The organism is Tenacibaculum profundi (assembly GCF_052050075.1).
In the GTDB taxonomy this organism is placed as follows: Bacteria; Bacteroidota; Bacteroidia; order Flavobacteriales; family Flavobacteriaceae; genus Polaribacter.
Genome location: NZ_CP197225.1, coordinates 1,528,227 through 1,543,037 on the forward strand (window position 1 = coordinate 1,528,227; position 14,811 = coordinate 1,543,037).

Here is a 14,811-nt window from a genome sequence, read left to right on the forward strand (position 1 = left end):
ACATTGAATTTAAACTCTGTTTATAAATATTAAAAAAGGTTGGGATTTAAATCCCAACCTTTTTTAATATTTCATTTTTTTTAGATAATCAAGCTTCAGCTGCCAGATATCAAGCTCATCTTTAAATCCTTTTATTCCTTTTCTTACACTCATGACCAAAGGATTATCTTCCGTAGCATTAGAAATAAAACTCAAATTATTTTCAAGTTGCTGCATCTCTCGCACATTTTCATCAATTTTTCTTCTAATGAATAATTGTTCATTATCTAACTTTCTATAGTCTTCTTGGGCAAAATATCCATTTATAATATTTTTAAACTTCATTAATTCAATATCCGCTCTTCCCATATTTAAACTACCTAAATGAGTATCGATGGCTTTATTAAATTTCTCATTTAAATGTCGCGCATTTCTTGGAAGAACGCCTAAGTCTCTCCATTTGGAGATTACTTCTTGAATCTGTTCCAAAGATACTGCTTCTAATATTTTGACTTCTTCTATAAATTTCTTTTTAAGCTCGACAACAACTAACTGTTCTTTATTTAACTCATTCTTTCGTTCGTGTAATTTATCAAAATAATGATTACATGCCTTCTTAAAACGTTTCCATATTTCATCAGAATACTTTCTTGGTACATGACCTATTTTTTTCCAATCTGCTTGAATTCGCTTCATTATATTAGTTGTAACGTCCCAGTCATCACTATCCTGTAAGCTTTCAGCCAGTTCTACAAGCTCCATTTTTTTCTTTAAATTATCACTTTGAGCACTCTTCTCAGATTTATAGAAAAGATTTTTCTTTGTATTAAAGAGCTTTGTTGCTTCTTTAAATTGTTGCCAAATTACCTCACTTTTACTGTAAGGAAGTTTACCGATTTCAAAATATTTTTTTCGCAGCACTTCAATTTCAACAATACTTTTTTGCCAATCATTATGAGTTTTATTTACCGAAGTATCATAGTTGTTTATTTTTTCAATAACATTAAGCTTTGCATCGATCATTTCTTGATACTTTAACTTAAGCTCTTTATAATGTATGTGACGTCTATCATGAATTTTTTTAGTAGCCTCACTAAACCTATTCCAAACTTCTTCTCTATGCTCCTTACCCACAGGGCCTATTTCTTCCTTCCAAAGACGATGTAATTCTTGTAATTCTTTAAATGCTGTATTTACATCTTGAATATTATCGAGAGCTTCTGCTTTTTCAATTAACTTTAATTTTTCTTCTAAATTATGTTTAAAATCAAGCTCCCTAAAATCTTTATTTAAATGAAGAAGATCGTAAAAACGTTCAACATGATGATGATATGTTTTCCATGTATCATTGTACCTTGTCTTTGGTACAGGGCCGATTTCTTTCCATTTCTTTTGAATTTCCTGAAAATCATTATACATATTTTTTACATCTCCTTGTTCTATAAGTACTTTAAGGCTTTCAATTACAGCATTTCTTGCTTCGAGGTTTTCATTTAACTGTTTTTCTAACTGCAAGTAGTAAGCATCTCTTTTTTTCTTATACTCTGCTAGAAGTTTATTATACTCAGTTTTAATAGGACTAGAAAACTGAAAATCTATAGAATTACCACCATCTGCAAGAAAAGTCTCTTTCTTTTCTGCTAAAAGCTTTCCAAATTTAGAATTGAATGAATTTTTAACGGCATCAACGTTGTTTTTAAGATGTTGAATAGGGTGTTGTTTTAAAAGCTTTTTTAGTTCATTAACTAATTTATCTAACTCCATTGCTTCGTAATCTAGCATTGGAATTTCATATTTTTCAACAGACTTCTCAGACTCATTAGCTACTTCATTTTCAACTTCATTTACAGCTTTTTCAGCATCTGTTATTGTTTCGTTTTTTGTTGGCTCTTCAATTTTTTCTTCCTTGTTTTCTAACATATCTACAATGTTTAAGTTCCTTTTTATGAGGGATTAAATATAAGCATTCTTGCACAAATGTGCACACTCTTTTGATTTTCAATAAATTATTTATTCCATATTTCCCAAGCTTTTTCAGCCTGTTTTTCAAGCATTTCTAATCCATTTTTTATTGTTGCACCTTGTAATTTTCCTTGATTTAAAAAACTAGTCAATGGTGGGTTATAGATTAAGTCATATAAGAGGTGATTTCTTCCTAATTGAGTGTAAGGTATTTTAGGTGCATTTTCAGTATTTGGATAAGTACCTAAAGGGGTACAATTTATAATTAACGTGTACTTATCAAGCAAATCTCCATTTAAATCTTCATAGGTAAGGCTATTTGCTTTATTTACTTTACTTCTAGAAACAAAAACAAATGAAATATTCAGTTTTTCTAAAACATAAGCTACCGCTTTCGAAGCGCCTCCTGTCCCTAAAATAAGTGCATGTTTATGATGCCTTTTTAATAATGGCTCGAGTGATCTTTTAAACCCATAAACATCTGTATTATAACCAATTAACTTTCCGTCTTTTTGAATTTTTATGGTATTTACAGCGCCTATCTCTTTTGCTTCTATTTCTAGCTCATCCAAAAAATCAAATATTTCTAATTTATAAGGAATAGTTACATTCATTCCTTTTAACTCCCTTTTATTATCTTTCAATTTTTGCTTCAACTCAGTTAAAGTTTTCAGATCAAAATTTACATAATCGTGATCATGAAGTTTCAAAGTTTCAAATTTTTTTGAAAAATATTTCTTTGAAAAAGAATACGAAATATTCTTACCTATTAGTGCAAAAAGCTTTTTATTTTCTTTTTCTTCCATAAAAATCAATGATTAAGATGATTGTAATTCCCAAAAAAACAAACCCTATTGAAACTAAGGTTTCAGCTTCTTCAATATTAGGAATATAACGTTCGTAATACTCAACTATTTTATTTCCTTTTTTATCTAGTAAATATAAAATGTCTTCTTTTTTATAGATTATCCTTTTCCATGGCCATAAATTACCAAGTGACCCCGCTATAAAACCAATAATTAGTGCTGTAACTATCTGACGCCATTTTTTTAACACATATCCCAAAATATGAGATATTGAAATTAAACCAAATAACGAACCTGCTGAAAAAACACCAATAATTTTCAAATATCTAATTTTTATTGTGTCATTTATAAAGTCATAATTCCCTAAAAAAATACTTGAAACGACATTCCCTAAAACATTTACACTATCAACTAACAGTAGTACATAATTACCTAATAAGATAAGAATAAAAGACCCTGAAAGCCCTGGTAAAGTCATACCTGATACACCTATAATCCCACAAAGAAAAACAAACCATAAATTATCATTTTCTTTAGCAGGAGTCATAAAACTAATAATAAGACCAATGGAAATTCCTATAAGAAGAGCCAAAACATTCACTGGTTTCCAATTTCCAAAATCTTTTGAAATATAATAAATAGAACCTATTACCATTCCAAAAAAACATGCCCAAACGTAAATTTCGAAATTATGTAAAAAATAATCAAGAATTAGAGAAATACTGAAGTAACTAAACATACTTCCAGTCATAACTAAAACAAGAAATTCTAAATTTGTATATCTAGAGAAACTTCTAAAACGACCATTAACAAGAAGTTTAAGAGCCTTTAAATTTAATCTTTGAAACGTATAAATGAGTTCTTCATAAAAACCCAATACAAAAGCAACCATGCCACCAGATACTCCAGGTATTTTATTAGCTCCACCCATGGTCAAACCTTTAAGGAATAGATTTACTTTTTCTATAAATGTTCGTTCTTGATACATCAATTAAAAATTAGAATAACGAATTTAAGTATTTCTAACTCTTATCTCTTGCTATTTTCTCTAATAAAATTATTAAACTGAAACCTAATATACTTAAAATTATTGCGTAAAATAATTGAGGGTCTTCTCCGAAACTAAAAGGAGATACTGATAATTCATTGAAAGGCACTTTTTCTCCATGAGAATTTATTCTATAAGTTAGAACTTTTTTCCAGGGCCAAATCTTATTTAAAGACCCAAAAATAAATCCCGTCAAAATAGCAAGAGTATAATCTTTATAATTTTCAAATAACCATTTTAATAATTTTGAAAAAATCAGAATCCCTACTAGGGCTCCCACCAAAATAGTTGAAATTATAGAGATATCTCTTTCATTTACTGCATTCAAAACAGGTTTATAAGCACCTAAAAGAACCAAGATAAAGGACCCTGAAATTCCAGGTAAAATCATGGCACAAATAGCAATTGCTCCAGCAAAAAACATAAAAATTAAAGAAGGATTTTCAGACACTATTGGAGTTAACATTGTTATAAAATAGGCTAAACACGAACCAAAAATGAAAAGAAAAATTGATACTATATTCCATTGTCTTACTTGTTTTCCAACATAAATAATACTTGCTAATACTAGCCCAAAGAAAAAAGACCATAATAGTATTGAATGATTATTTAACAACCATGTAATTAATTTTGCTAAAGATATAACACTCAAAAAAACACCTAAGAAAAGAGAGATTAAAAAATTACCATTTAGCAAAGTCCATGCTTTTTTTACCCCCTGACTTCTTAGAGTTTGAAGAAGATTTAAATTTATATTACTAATTGACATCAACAACTCTTCATAAATTCCAGAAATAAAGGCAATTGTCCCACCAGAAACCCCAGGCACAACATCTGCTGCTCCCATAGCTACTCCCTTTATACCAATTATTATATAGTCTTTTAACGATCTTTTCATAAGTTTAGTTAGTTTTTTTTGATTTAAAATGTATTTGATTCTCTTGTTTTTTTATTATTGTGTCTTTTTTTCTTTTAATTTTCTTTTTTAATCCTAATTTTTGACTCAATTCATTTAAATTATTAAAATTCACTTGATATGATATCCCTGCTCCCTGAGTGTATCCTTCCTCATAAATGGAATATTGTAAATCATTAGGCCTATTAAAAATAGTCCATCTTAAATTACCTTCATCATTTATTAAACCTTCTACTTCTACTTCACCAATGATGTTTGTTTGATTATTAGCTCCAACTGGCAAACCTACTTTTCCATTTATCAGAACCCGATCACTTAATTGTGTACTTATAGAAACATCAAGTTGATCATTACTCGTATTTTGATTTTCAATATTACCTCTATCCCCTTGAACATACCCAACTCCTAAACGAACTTTATCATCTTCACCATTTAACATATTTGAAAGTATACCCGAAGCAATTTCTGAAGCTGTTCCTGTTAAACCTGTTGTTGCGCTATTGGCTATGTTTTCTTCATTGTAAAAAGTTCCAAAAGCTAATAAAAATGAAAAATGCTGCATTTTTGTATTTAAATCATTTTCATTCAATATAAACTCCAGTTCAGAACTAGTTGTAGAATTCGCAGATGGTATTTTTATATCAAACTCTTGCTTAGAGCTAAATAATCCGCCAGTAATTTTTGTATATAGATCAATAGGAATCTTTCGACTAGAACTAATATTATCGAGTATTTGTGCCGGATTTGCTTTAGTACTATAAACAGCCGTAATATCAAGCTCTGCATCAAAAGGATTACCGCTCCAAGAGATTGTACCTCCTTTTTGCACAACAAATGGTTTCGTTATTCCTGCATATCTAAAATTATACAATCCATTATCCACTTTAAAATCTCCGACCATATTAAATTTACCACGAGTATTTATATCAATAGATAAATTACCTTGACCACTTCCTTTTAATTCACTTCCTGACACCTTATCTATAACAACCTGAGCTACTGCATCTTTAGTTACATCTAATTTGATTCTTAGATCTAATCCTTTAATATCTTCTATTAATCTTTCTTTTTCTTCCTTCTCGTTTACTCTTTTTTCAAAATGTATTAATTTATAATTGTCTACGGTTTTTATATCACTTAATGGTATTACGAAAATAGTTCCTGGTTGTGTTTTTCCTGTAACTTCAATGTCTAAATTACTTGTTAATCCTGTAATTTCAGCATCTCCTTTCAAAAAGCCAGTCCCATAGTAAGATATCTCTTCACTTTCTTTTGTATCTAAAATCAATAAATTTTCTGTAGTAATATCTAAATCTAAAAACCACATTTCAAAATTTTGATGTGCAATATAACCTTTAAGGTCTCCTTTTGTTTTATACTTAGTATCTTCTAAAACAACACCATTTAACTTAAATTGCTGTCCCTCAAGAGCTATTTCTGTATTTCCTTTTAAATCAAAATCTACATTCAGATAAGGAAATTTTAAACCTGCTTCATCTAATCTTAAAACACCATTAAAATCAGGGTTACTAATGATACCTCTTGCATTAAATTCTCCTGAAACTTTTCCTCTTAAATGTGATAATACCTCTTTACCTAATGGACTAAAAGCATTCAGTTCATATTCTTTTAGTAAAACTTGAAGATCTATTTCAGGACGCTTTGGAGAAAAATCAAGACTTCCTTCAGCAAATATGCTTTCAGCTTTCTCGTTACTGAGTGACATATTCAAATCGAATTTATCGTAAGAATTATCTCCAGTAATTTGTAAAGTAAGATCTCCTTGCTTAAAACCATTTATTTTAAAATCATTTACCGTAACATTTGCCTTTGGGTTTATTTTTTCCTTAGACTGTTTATAGGTTAGCCTTCCATTAATATTTCCATTTAACTTTAAGCTATCTATTGAAGGCAACATACTCTCTAATTTTACATTTTGAAAACGTACTTTAAAATCTTTATCAAATGCACCAAGCACACTTCCTTGAAATTCTATTTTTTGATCTCCTGACACCAAAAGAAAAGGGCTTATTATAAATTTTTTATTCTGAACATTAAAAGTTACTTTATTTTCTTTATTCTCATTAGGATTTACAACCCAATCAAAGCCTTGATAACTTAACTTAGATTTTTGAATTCCTAAAACCCCCTTTTTATCTTTATTAATTGTATAATATAAATTGAGTTCGAGGTTTTCTCTTTTACTTTTACCCGCTTTAAATTCAGATTTAAAAAATAATGTATCTCTCTCTGTTCTATTTAATAAATTTAATTTTTCAATTTCATAGTTACCCAAACTTATTTTATCTGCTGTTAGGTGTGTATTAAATATCGGATTTTTATTATCTAGCTTTAAAACTATTTTTTCAATTTCGTTCTCGTTTGCTTTTATTTTAGGGGATAAAAAACTCATTTTAATTGAGTTATTACTAGAATTAACCCGACCTTTTATGTGGGTATTTTCTTCAATAAATATTTCTGGAAAAAAAACATCAATAATTTTATTATGCAACTTAAAATCAAATTTCAAAAATTGATCACCCAATACCTTATGCGGTTCATAATTGGTATAGATACTTCCAAGAGCGTTTTGAGTTATTGGTAATAAATCTTTAAATAAAAACTTTCCTTCCAAGCTTCCTTCTACAATATCTTTAGAATTAACTTCAATACTTTTAATACTATCCTTAATTGAAGAATTAACAATAAATTTTTGAAAATCATAATTATCTCTTTGGTTTTGATATTTAAAATTTTCGAAAGTAGCCTTACCTACTATATCATCTAAAGTATTTCCAGAAATATCAAGAACTAATTTTCCTTTTATTTCGGATACTGAATCCTTTGTAAATAGATTAATTTTATTTAAATCTACTTTAGTCATATTAGCCTCAAAATCAAACTTATTAATTTCGGATGAAAAATCTGCTAAGCCTTTAAAGCTCATTATAAAATTATCATCTCTTGAATCGAGTTCCCCTTCAAATTTCCTTTTTTTAAAAAGTCCATTAACATTTAAATCATTAAAATCGTAATGATTAAATTCCAAACTACTTATTGTTCCTAAAATTGAAGTGTTTATATTATCTATATTAAAGCCGCTTCCTTTCACATCTGCACTTAAAGATATTTTTCCTAATAACGGATCATTTGCAAAAACACCGATATCAAAATCATCTAAAACTACTTCTCCTTCATAATTTGCATTGTCTATATTATCTATATTCGTTAATTGTAAATCTGAAACTGTTGTACCTATATCTGAATTAACTGTAAGTGTTGCATCCATTTGGTCTGGTGTAACCTTGACCAAACCAGCCATGGTAAAGTTACCTAGTCTTTGAAATTCAGTAGGTAATGTTCTTCCAAGTAAATTTGGTAAAACTCTTTTTAACTGATAATAATTAGAGGTAATATTTTTAATTTCTCCATCAAAAATAAATCCTCGTTCAATATTTAATGCATTTACAAAGCCAAAATCCCCATCAATTCTCAGACCTTTTTTAGATCTCATTCTTACATTATTTGTGCTAAAATTATTAAGAACACCATTAACCTTTCCAGAGAATTTAATCATATCATTACCCTGAAGCTCTTCATATAACTTATTCAAGTCTACAACTGACAAATCACTTTTATGAAACTTTGCTTTTATTTTTACTTTATCATTAAAATCAACTAATTCTTCTCTTTTGTATGATAATTTAATATCTGTATTTATTCTAGTATGATTATTGGTCTCTATAACAGTCTTGTAAAATTGCATGTGCGTTTTAGTATACAAAAAATCGGTATTAAGCTTTTGTATATCGAGTCCTCTATTATCAATAAATTTCATGTTTCGAATTTTCATTGAAACATCTGAACCTTTTATTAAAAAGTCGTTAAAATCGGCGGAAGTATTAATAGTCGCAAACTGTAGCGCTTTTTTTTGATTTTGGTCTAAAAATCTAAACGCTAAATTACTTAAAACAACCCCCTTACATTTCATGACAAAGGGACTTGATAGACTATCTTTCTGAGATTTCGTATTGAAGCTATTAATGAAAATTGAAAGGTTATCATTTTTTTCACCTTTATATGTTTTTAAGTAGAATTGAACATCCGACAACGATGCTTTTTCAAGATCAACCTTATTATCAAGAACATTTTTTACATTTAATAGCGAAGTTTTAAAATTATCGACAAAAATCAAAGTGTCTTTATGATGATCTCTTATTTCAATTCCTTTGAATTGAATGTTAGATAGCAAGGATAAATCAATTTTTTTGACAACTATATTGGTGCCAAAGTTCTTATTGATATAATTCGTAGCATACCTCCCCATTCTGGTTTGAATGAATGGTATTGAGAGCAAAAGCACCAATAACAACAAGAAAATTGTTAGATATTTTACAACCTTTAAAACCCTAACTATAAACCTTCTAATACTATATTTTTTATTCATTGTGAATTAACAAAAGTAACTACCTACTTCCAAAAAACCTGCCTAGCTACAAAGAAAATGAGTTTTTAACGAATTTCTAACACATTATGAATATTTTTGCTAGAAATATTTAAGATTTTGAGTAATAATAAAATTTACATACTTGGGATTGAAAGCTCATGTGATGATACTAGTGCAGCTATTACTTGTAATGGAGAAGTCCTAAGTAATGTTATTGCCAATCAAGAGGTTCATGCAAAATATGGTGGTGTCGTTCCCGAATTAGCTTCGAGGGCTCATCAGCAAAATATTGTTCCAGTAGTACAACAAGCTATCGAACAAGCCAATATAACAAAAGAAGATTTAAACGCTATAGCCTTTACAAAAGGACCTGGGTTGATGGGATCATTATTGGTAGGCACATCTTTTGCTAAATCATTATCAATTGGTTTAGGTATTCCTTTGTTAGGTATTAATCATATGCAAGCGCATATCTTGGCTCATTTTATCAAGGAAGAAAATGGAAGAACACCTCCTTTCCCTTTTATTTGTCTAACTATTAGTGGTGGGCATACTCAAATTGTTAAGGTCTCTGATCATTTTAATATGGAAATACTAGGAGAAACAATTGATGATGCAGTTGGAGAAGCTTTTGACAAATCTGCAAAAATTCTTGGCTTACCCTACCCTGGTGGACCTTTAATAGATAAGTATGCGCAAAAAGGAAACCCAAAAGCCTATAAATTTAGTAAACCTAAAGTTGAAGATTTAGAATTTAGTTTTAGTGGTTTAAAGACAGGAATTTTATACTTTCTTCAAAAAAACTTAAGAGACAACCCTAATTTTATAAAAGAAAATCTTTTTGATATTTGTGCTTCCATCCAGCACACAATTATAGAAATATTAATGGAAAAGATAAAAAATGCTGTTCAAAAAACACAAATTAAACACATTGCCATAGCAGGAGGTGTGTCAGCAAATTCTGAGATAAGAAAACGTCTAAAATTAGCCGAAAAACAATTGGGCTGGTCCACATATATTCCTAAATTCGAATACACAACAGATAATGCTGCTATGATTGCTATAAGTGGACATTTAAAATTTCTAAATAAAGAATATTCAGATATCTCCGTAACTGCCAAAGCTCGTTTAAAGGTTAATGAAACTTAAATACGAATAAAAAAATAAGTTAATAAAATTAATATTCTTTTACGAAGTGTAACCTATAGTAAAACTACTACTACAAAAAAACAACTAAGTTTTCATATAGCCTAAAGCATATTATGGTCATTCAATAAAGTACCTTACACGCAATTCTACATCCATGGGCTTTTGTAGTTGTTTTTTTTAATTTTTCTCCTTTTATAAGAGCTATCACAGCATCTTCTACAAAATGTTCTTTTACTTTTTCTTCGTATAGAACATTATCATCAATACCGCCCCTATATCTTAGTATTAATTTATTATTTTCCTTTTTCAAGATAAAAACCTCAGGTGTTTTCAAAGCACCGTATTTTGCACAAATTTTTTGTTTACCATCATCTAAATATGGATAATTAAACGATTCTTTTTCGGCTCTTAATTTCATTTTTTCAAAACTATCTTTTGGTGAAACTTCTGGATCATTAGAATTGATAGCTATAACATAATAACCAGAACCACTAAACTTTTCATTTAACTTATTAAGTCTATTCTCATTAGCTTGAGAACAAGGACACGTATTACATGTGAATACGAGTATAAAGCCTTCGGCATCCTTATAATCTGACATGGATACTTTTTTTCCATTAACATTCATTAATGAAAAATCAGATACTACCCCTCCTATTTCATATCCCTTTTTATCAGGAGTTTGAAAAGAATAAATATAAAGTAGCGGTATTAAAAAGAGCAATGAGGGGGATAAAAGTTTCATAATAAAATTTTATAAATAATTAAGGTCATACTATTTTTTCTGTTCTTATATGTTTGATTTACAACAACAAAAACATCTAATTTTCAACTGTTATTACACAAAATAAATAACACTATATCAATCCTTATACTAAACAATTAAAGTTATTTTATTTAAGCTTTGTCTTGACAGTGCAACCATCAGCTTGAACTTCCGTGTTTGATATTATTGGCTTTTTACCATTCAAAATAGATACAATCGCTTCTTCTACAAAAGATCTTTTTACTTTATTTAGACCTAAAAAACTATCATCAATAACTCCAATATATTGTATGATCATCCTATCATTTCTTTTCTCTAAAACATAGGCATACGGTGTTTTGTTTACACCAAACTTTAATAAGACATTTTGATCTTCATCAAATAAATAAGGAAATGTAAAACTTTTTTCCTTTGCTCGTTCTTGCATTTTTTCATGGCTATCTCCCGGTGAAGCAACTGGATCATTTGAATTTATTGCTATTACAGGAAAACCTTTATTTTTATATTTCTTATCGAGATTGATAATCTTATCTTCGTACGCTACTGAATAAGAGCAAGTATTAGATGTAAAAATTATTATAAAACCTCTTGAGTTTTTATAATCTTTCAAAGACACCATTTTACCATCAACATTTTTTAAAGAAAAATCCGTGACAACATCTCCTACATTATATCCTTTGAGCTTAACACTTTTTGATGTGTAAGACATACACGTTAGATAAATTAAAATTATTGAGATTTTTTTGATAATTTTCATGACTTTTAATTTACAAAAGCTTGTAATACTTCATTTAATTTTTTGTAACTGAATGTTCTCTCATAAAATATTCTTTGCTTTTTATTATATATTAAAGTACTTGGTATTGACCCTGTCCAGTCTTTGGATATATCCTCAATCCAAATTTGTTCGTTAGAATCATTAAAAATAAAAACGGGAGATTTAATTCTCTTTCTCTTTAAAAAAGGAATAACTACATTATCCTTTTGACTTGATAAGTCAAGGCTTACTAAAATAACTTCAACATTTCTATCATTATACTCCTCCCTTAATCTTTCAAAAGCTGGAAGCTCTTTAACACACGGTATACACCAAGTCGCCCAAAAATTAATTACATAAATTTTATCATCTTGTCTATTCAAAATAGGTTTTAACTCTTCATAATTCAGCGTTTTTATATTTAAACCATATTCCTGAGATTTAAGCTCCCAAACAAAGACAAATAGTAAACAAAAACAAATATATTTTTTTTTCATGCTAAACTCTTGCTCAACCTAAAATAACTAATTAAAAGATAGTTAACAAAAAAAACATCCTTAAATTTAAGTTTAAGGATGTTTTTATTAAGTTGACTAGATAAACCTCATTAACCAAAAATTTTATTCAGAATCATGGCCAACCTGATTCCTCCTTTATGCAATTGCTGTCTAACTACAGGCATATATTCATAAGAGTATTTATATTTTAGGTTATCTCCTGTATCTGCTGAACTGTATATTCTCTTTGTCAGCTCATGCGTTTCATGAACCCAATCTTTAACCGTTCCTTTCTGTATTTCATTTAGTTGGTTTTTATTTAATCTTTTCGTATTATCGGCTATTTCTGAGTAACTCATACCCCATTTATCAAGTAAATTTTCATCCCAAACTTTGTGCAAATTAGTTTCTTCACCATGCCATTTTAACCGAATAGAGTTCCCTCCTTTGTCTATTTTTCTACCTATGTGTAACGGTTGGTGTAAATCTCCTAATAAATGAACTAACATTTTTAGATAAAAAGCTTTTTCTTTAACCGAGTTGTTTTTAGATTTAAGAACATCTATACAACTCTGTATCCCTGTTACTAAATCTCCTTTTTTATTCTTCACACTTATACCATAAGTCTTATCAATTGACATATTTATATAATGCCATGCATAAAACTCATTATATTTTTTATCTGATTTTATTTCATCTGCGAATGTTGATACAAAAGCTAAGCTTTGCCCCTTTAACAATTTATTAATATTTCTTTTAGCTTTCCTTGTTAAATATTTTTCAGCTATTTCACCTGTTGCTCTATGCCCTGTTGGCCCCCAAACTTCGAATGAATAGGCTTTAAATATTGCAAAAAAACTTATTACCCCAACTAAAAACTGTTTCCTCATTAAATTTATTTTTAGCAAATTTATAAAATCCCAAACTATAAAAAATTATATTAAACAAAAAATAATAATATATTTGTAATATTAATTTGATATCATAATAAATCAACTACTAAATGAAAACAGAAAAAATTATCAAACCCGCAAACGGTTATTTATTATTCTTAATAGCCATTATTTTATTTACAACTGGTATATTCATGACCATAAAAGCAGGTAATCCAATATATTTACTAGCTACAATTATTGGCTTCATACTCTTCTTTGGATTTATTCTTGTAAACCCAAACTCGTCAAAAGTGATTCTTTTTTTTGGAAAATATGTAGGCACAATCAAACAAAATGGTTTATTCTGGGCAAACCCGCTTTATCGAAAAAAAACAATTTCACTTAGAGCGAGTAATTTTGACAGCGAAAGATTAAAAGTTAATGACAAACTTGGTAACCCTGTTATGATTAGCACTATTTTAGTATGGAAAGTAACCGAAACCTATAAAGCTGCTTTTGATGTTGACAATTATGAAAACTTTGTACGTGTTCAAACAGACGCTGCAGTAAGGAAATTAGCTAGCATGTACCCTTATGACAACTTTGCAGATGAAAATCACGAGGAAGATATTACATTAAGGTCCAGTTTAAATGAGGTTAGTGATACCCTTGAAAAAGAACTAGAAGAACGTCTAGCAATAGCAGGTATTGAAGTTTTAGAAGCTCGGATTGGCTATTTGGCTTACGCGCAGGAAATTGCTAGTGCTATGTTAAAAAGACAACAAGCAACCGCTATAGTAGCTGCAAGACATAAAATTGTTGAAGGGGCTGTAAGTATGGTAGAAATGGCATTAGAGGAGCTTAGTAAAAAAGAAATTGTAGAATTGGATGAAGAACGTAAAGCTGCTATGGTTAGTAATTTAATGGTAGTACTGTGCGGTGACAAAGAAGCCTCTCCTGTAGTAAACACAGGTACTTTAAACCATTAATAAATAATCATGAAGGAATATAAAGTAATTAGTTGGAAAATAGGATTAAGTGGTAATAATCAAAAACTTGAAGACACCCTAAACTCATTTGCAAAAAAAGGATGGAAAGTTATTAATATTGCTGAGCAATCCACTAGAATAATTTTAGAGAGAGATAAGAATCGTTAGACCTACTTTTTAAAAGTCTAGTTTCAAATAATTATTTCATTACTTTTTTGTTAAGAAATTTCATATTGAAACAAGTCACTATACATTCAATCATCTGCTCTAACAAGAATTAAAAAATGATCATAAGCTTGCTTATTTCAAAAGAATTAGAAAATAACATCTTAGAACAATAATCATGGCAAAGAAAAAGGCATTTGCGTTAAGGATAAATGAAGAAATGCTCAAAGCAATTGAAAAGTGGGCTTCTGACGAATTTCGCTCTACGAATGGACAAATTGAATGGATGTTAATGAAAACGTTGAAAGATGCAAAAAGAGAACCTAAAAAAGAACAGGACTAGTTTTATTAAAAAAAGTTCATCTATCAAAAATAAGCACTAGTAATTAGTTTTGTCTAATAACGTATGTTTCTTTTAAGAAGTTTTATTTGTACTTTTAATGGATTTTTTGCTA

Annotated in this window: 13 protein-coding genes; 4 read left to right on the top strand and 9 right to left on the bottom strand. The window is 29.0% G+C overall.

The genetic code is table 11. From position 1 onward, the window contains the following. Positions 1-63: 63 nt before the first annotated feature. The 5 genes from ACSIGE_RS06205 to ACSIGE_RS06225 all read right to left on the bottom strand — a co-directional run bounded on the left by ACSIGE_RS06205 (position 64) and on the right by ACSIGE_RS06225 (position 9,158). Entirely contained in the window at positions 64-1,899 is a 1,836-nt protein-coding gene (locus ACSIGE_RS06205) for a DUF349 domain-containing protein (RefSeq protein ID WP_440881904.1), read from the bottom strand. 86 nt (positions 1,900-1,985) lie between these two features. After that, positions 1,986-2,747, bottom strand: a complete 762-nt coding sequence (locus ACSIGE_RS06210) for a shikimate dehydrogenase family protein (RefSeq protein ID WP_440881905.1) — start codon at positions 2,745-2,747, stop codon at positions 1,986-1,988. Further along, a complete protein-coding gene (locus tag ACSIGE_RS06215) occupies positions 2,728-3,735 on the bottom strand; it encodes a DUF368 domain-containing protein (protein WP_440881906.1) in 1,008 nt (335 codons plus the stop codon). The genes ACSIGE_RS06210 and ACSIGE_RS06215 overlap by 20 nt, the downstream gene beginning before the upstream one ends. A 34-nt stretch (positions 3,736-3,769) precedes the next feature. Further along, positions 3,770-4,693 (bottom strand): DUF368 domain-containing protein, encoded by a 924-nt coding sequence (locus tag ACSIGE_RS06220; RefSeq protein WP_440881907.1) that lies wholly within the window; start codon positions 4,691-4,693, stop codon positions 3,770-3,772. Between the two features lie 4 nt (positions 4,694-4,697). Then, positions 4,698-9,158 carry a translocation/assembly module TamB domain-containing protein gene (locus ACSIGE_RS06225; protein ID WP_440881908.1) on the bottom strand — a complete coding sequence of 1,487 codons (4,461 nt, stop codon included), beginning with the start codon at positions 9,156-9,158 and terminating at the stop codon, positions 4,698-4,700. 117 nt (positions 9,159-9,275) lie between these two features. Here ACSIGE_RS06225 and tsaD point away from each other — a divergent pair, with 117 nt between their 5' ends. Further along, positions 9,276-10,307: a tRNA (adenosine(37)-N6)-threonylcarbamoyltransferase complex transferase subunit TsaD gene (gene tsaD / locus ACSIGE_RS06230; RefSeq protein ID WP_440881909.1), complete on the top strand. Its 1,032-nt coding sequence runs from the start codon at positions 9,276-9,278 to the stop codon at positions 10,305-10,307. A gap of 121 nt (positions 10,308-10,428) precedes the next feature. Here tsaD and ACSIGE_RS06235 read toward each other — a convergent pair whose 3' ends face one another. From ACSIGE_RS06235 to ACSIGE_RS06250, 4 genes are all read right to left on the bottom strand, one after another. Further along, entirely contained in the window at positions 10,429-11,052 is a 624-nt protein-coding gene (locus ACSIGE_RS06235) for a thioredoxin family protein (RefSeq protein ID WP_440881910.1), read from the bottom strand. Positions 11,053-11,200: 148 nt separating this feature from the next. Next, positions 11,201-11,830: a thioredoxin family protein gene (locus tag ACSIGE_RS06240; protein WP_440881911.1), complete on the bottom strand. Its 630-nt coding sequence runs from the start codon at positions 11,828-11,830 to the stop codon at positions 11,201-11,203. 5 nt (positions 11,831-11,835) lie between these two features. Beyond that, positions 11,836-12,327, bottom strand: coding sequence for a TlpA disulfide reductase family protein (locus ACSIGE_RS06245; RefSeq protein WP_440881912.1), 492 nt, complete (start codon positions 12,325-12,327; stop codon positions 11,836-11,838). 110 nt (positions 12,328-12,437) lie between these two features. Further along, positions 12,438-13,217 carry a S1/P1 nuclease gene (locus ACSIGE_RS06250; RefSeq protein WP_440881913.1) on the bottom strand — a complete coding sequence of 260 codons (780 nt, stop codon included), beginning with the start codon at positions 13,215-13,217 and terminating at the stop codon, positions 12,438-12,440. 113 nt (positions 13,218-13,330) lie between these two features. Between ACSIGE_RS06250 and ACSIGE_RS06255 the strand changes: the two genes are divergently transcribed. From ACSIGE_RS06255 to ACSIGE_RS06265, 3 genes are all read left to right on the top strand, one after another. Next, positions 13,331-14,191: an SPFH domain-containing protein gene (locus tag ACSIGE_RS06255; RefSeq protein ID WP_440881914.1), complete on the top strand. Its 861-nt coding sequence runs from the start codon at positions 13,331-13,333 to the stop codon at positions 14,189-14,191. Positions 14,192-14,200: 9 nt separating this feature from the next. Beyond that, the gene (locus ACSIGE_RS06260; RefSeq protein WP_440881915.1) at positions 14,201-14,359 is read left to right on the top strand and encodes a DUF4177 domain-containing protein; all 159 of its coding nucleotides are present in this window, start codon (positions 14,201-14,203) and stop codon (positions 14,357-14,359) included. A 175-nt stretch (positions 14,360-14,534) separates the two neighbouring features. Then, positions 14,535-14,699 carry an Arc family DNA binding domain-containing protein gene (locus ACSIGE_RS06265; protein WP_440881916.1) on the top strand — a complete coding sequence of 55 codons (165 nt, stop codon included), beginning with the start codon at positions 14,535-14,537 and terminating at the stop codon, positions 14,697-14,699. The last annotated feature ends 112 nt before the right edge of the window (positions 14,700-14,811 follow it).

Coding starts and splice junctions, on each gene's coding strand:
- ACSIGE_RS06265 (WP_440881916.1), top strand. CDS start 14,535: ATGGCAAAGAAAAAGGCATTTGCGTTAAGGATAAATGAAGAAATGCTC.
- ACSIGE_RS06250 (WP_440881913.1), bottom strand. CDS start 13,217: ATGAGGAAACAGTTTTTAGTTGGGGTAATAAGTTTTTTTGCAATATTT.
- ACSIGE_RS06210 (WP_440881905.1), bottom strand. CDS start 2,747: ATGGAAGAAAAAGAAAATAAAAAGCTTTTTGCACTAATAGGTAAGAAT.
- ACSIGE_RS06225 (WP_440881908.1), bottom strand. CDS start 9,158: ATGAATAAAAAATATAGTATTAGAAGGTTTATAGTTAGGGTTTTAAAG.
- ACSIGE_RS06215 (WP_440881906.1), bottom strand. CDS start 3,735: ATGTATCAAGAACGAACATTTATAGAAAAAGTAAATCTATTCCTTAAA.
- ACSIGE_RS06220 (WP_440881907.1), bottom strand. CDS start 4,693: ATGAAAAGATCGTTAAAAGACTATATAATAATTGGTATAAAGGGAGTA.
- ACSIGE_RS06255 (WP_440881914.1), top strand. CDS start 13,331: ATGAAAACAGAAAAAATTATCAAACCCGCAAACGGTTATTTATTATTC.
- ACSIGE_RS06245 (WP_440881912.1), bottom strand. CDS start 12,327: ATGAAAAAAAAATATATTTGTTTTTGTTTACTATTTGTCTTTGTTTGG.
- ACSIGE_RS06205 (WP_440881904.1), bottom strand. CDS start 1,899: ATGTTAGAAAACAAGGAAGAAAAAATTGAAGAGCCAACAAAAAACGAA.
- ACSIGE_RS06240 (WP_440881911.1), bottom strand. CDS start 11,830: ATGAAAATTATCAAAAAAATCTCAATAATTTTAATTTATCTAACGTGT.
- ACSIGE_RS06260 (WP_440881915.1), top strand. CDS start 14,201: ATGAAGGAATATAAAGTAATTAGTTGGAAAATAGGATTAAGTGGTAAT.
- ACSIGE_RS06235 (WP_440881910.1), bottom strand. CDS start 11,052: ATGAAACTTTTATCCCCCTCATTGCTCTTTTTAATACCGCTACTTTAT.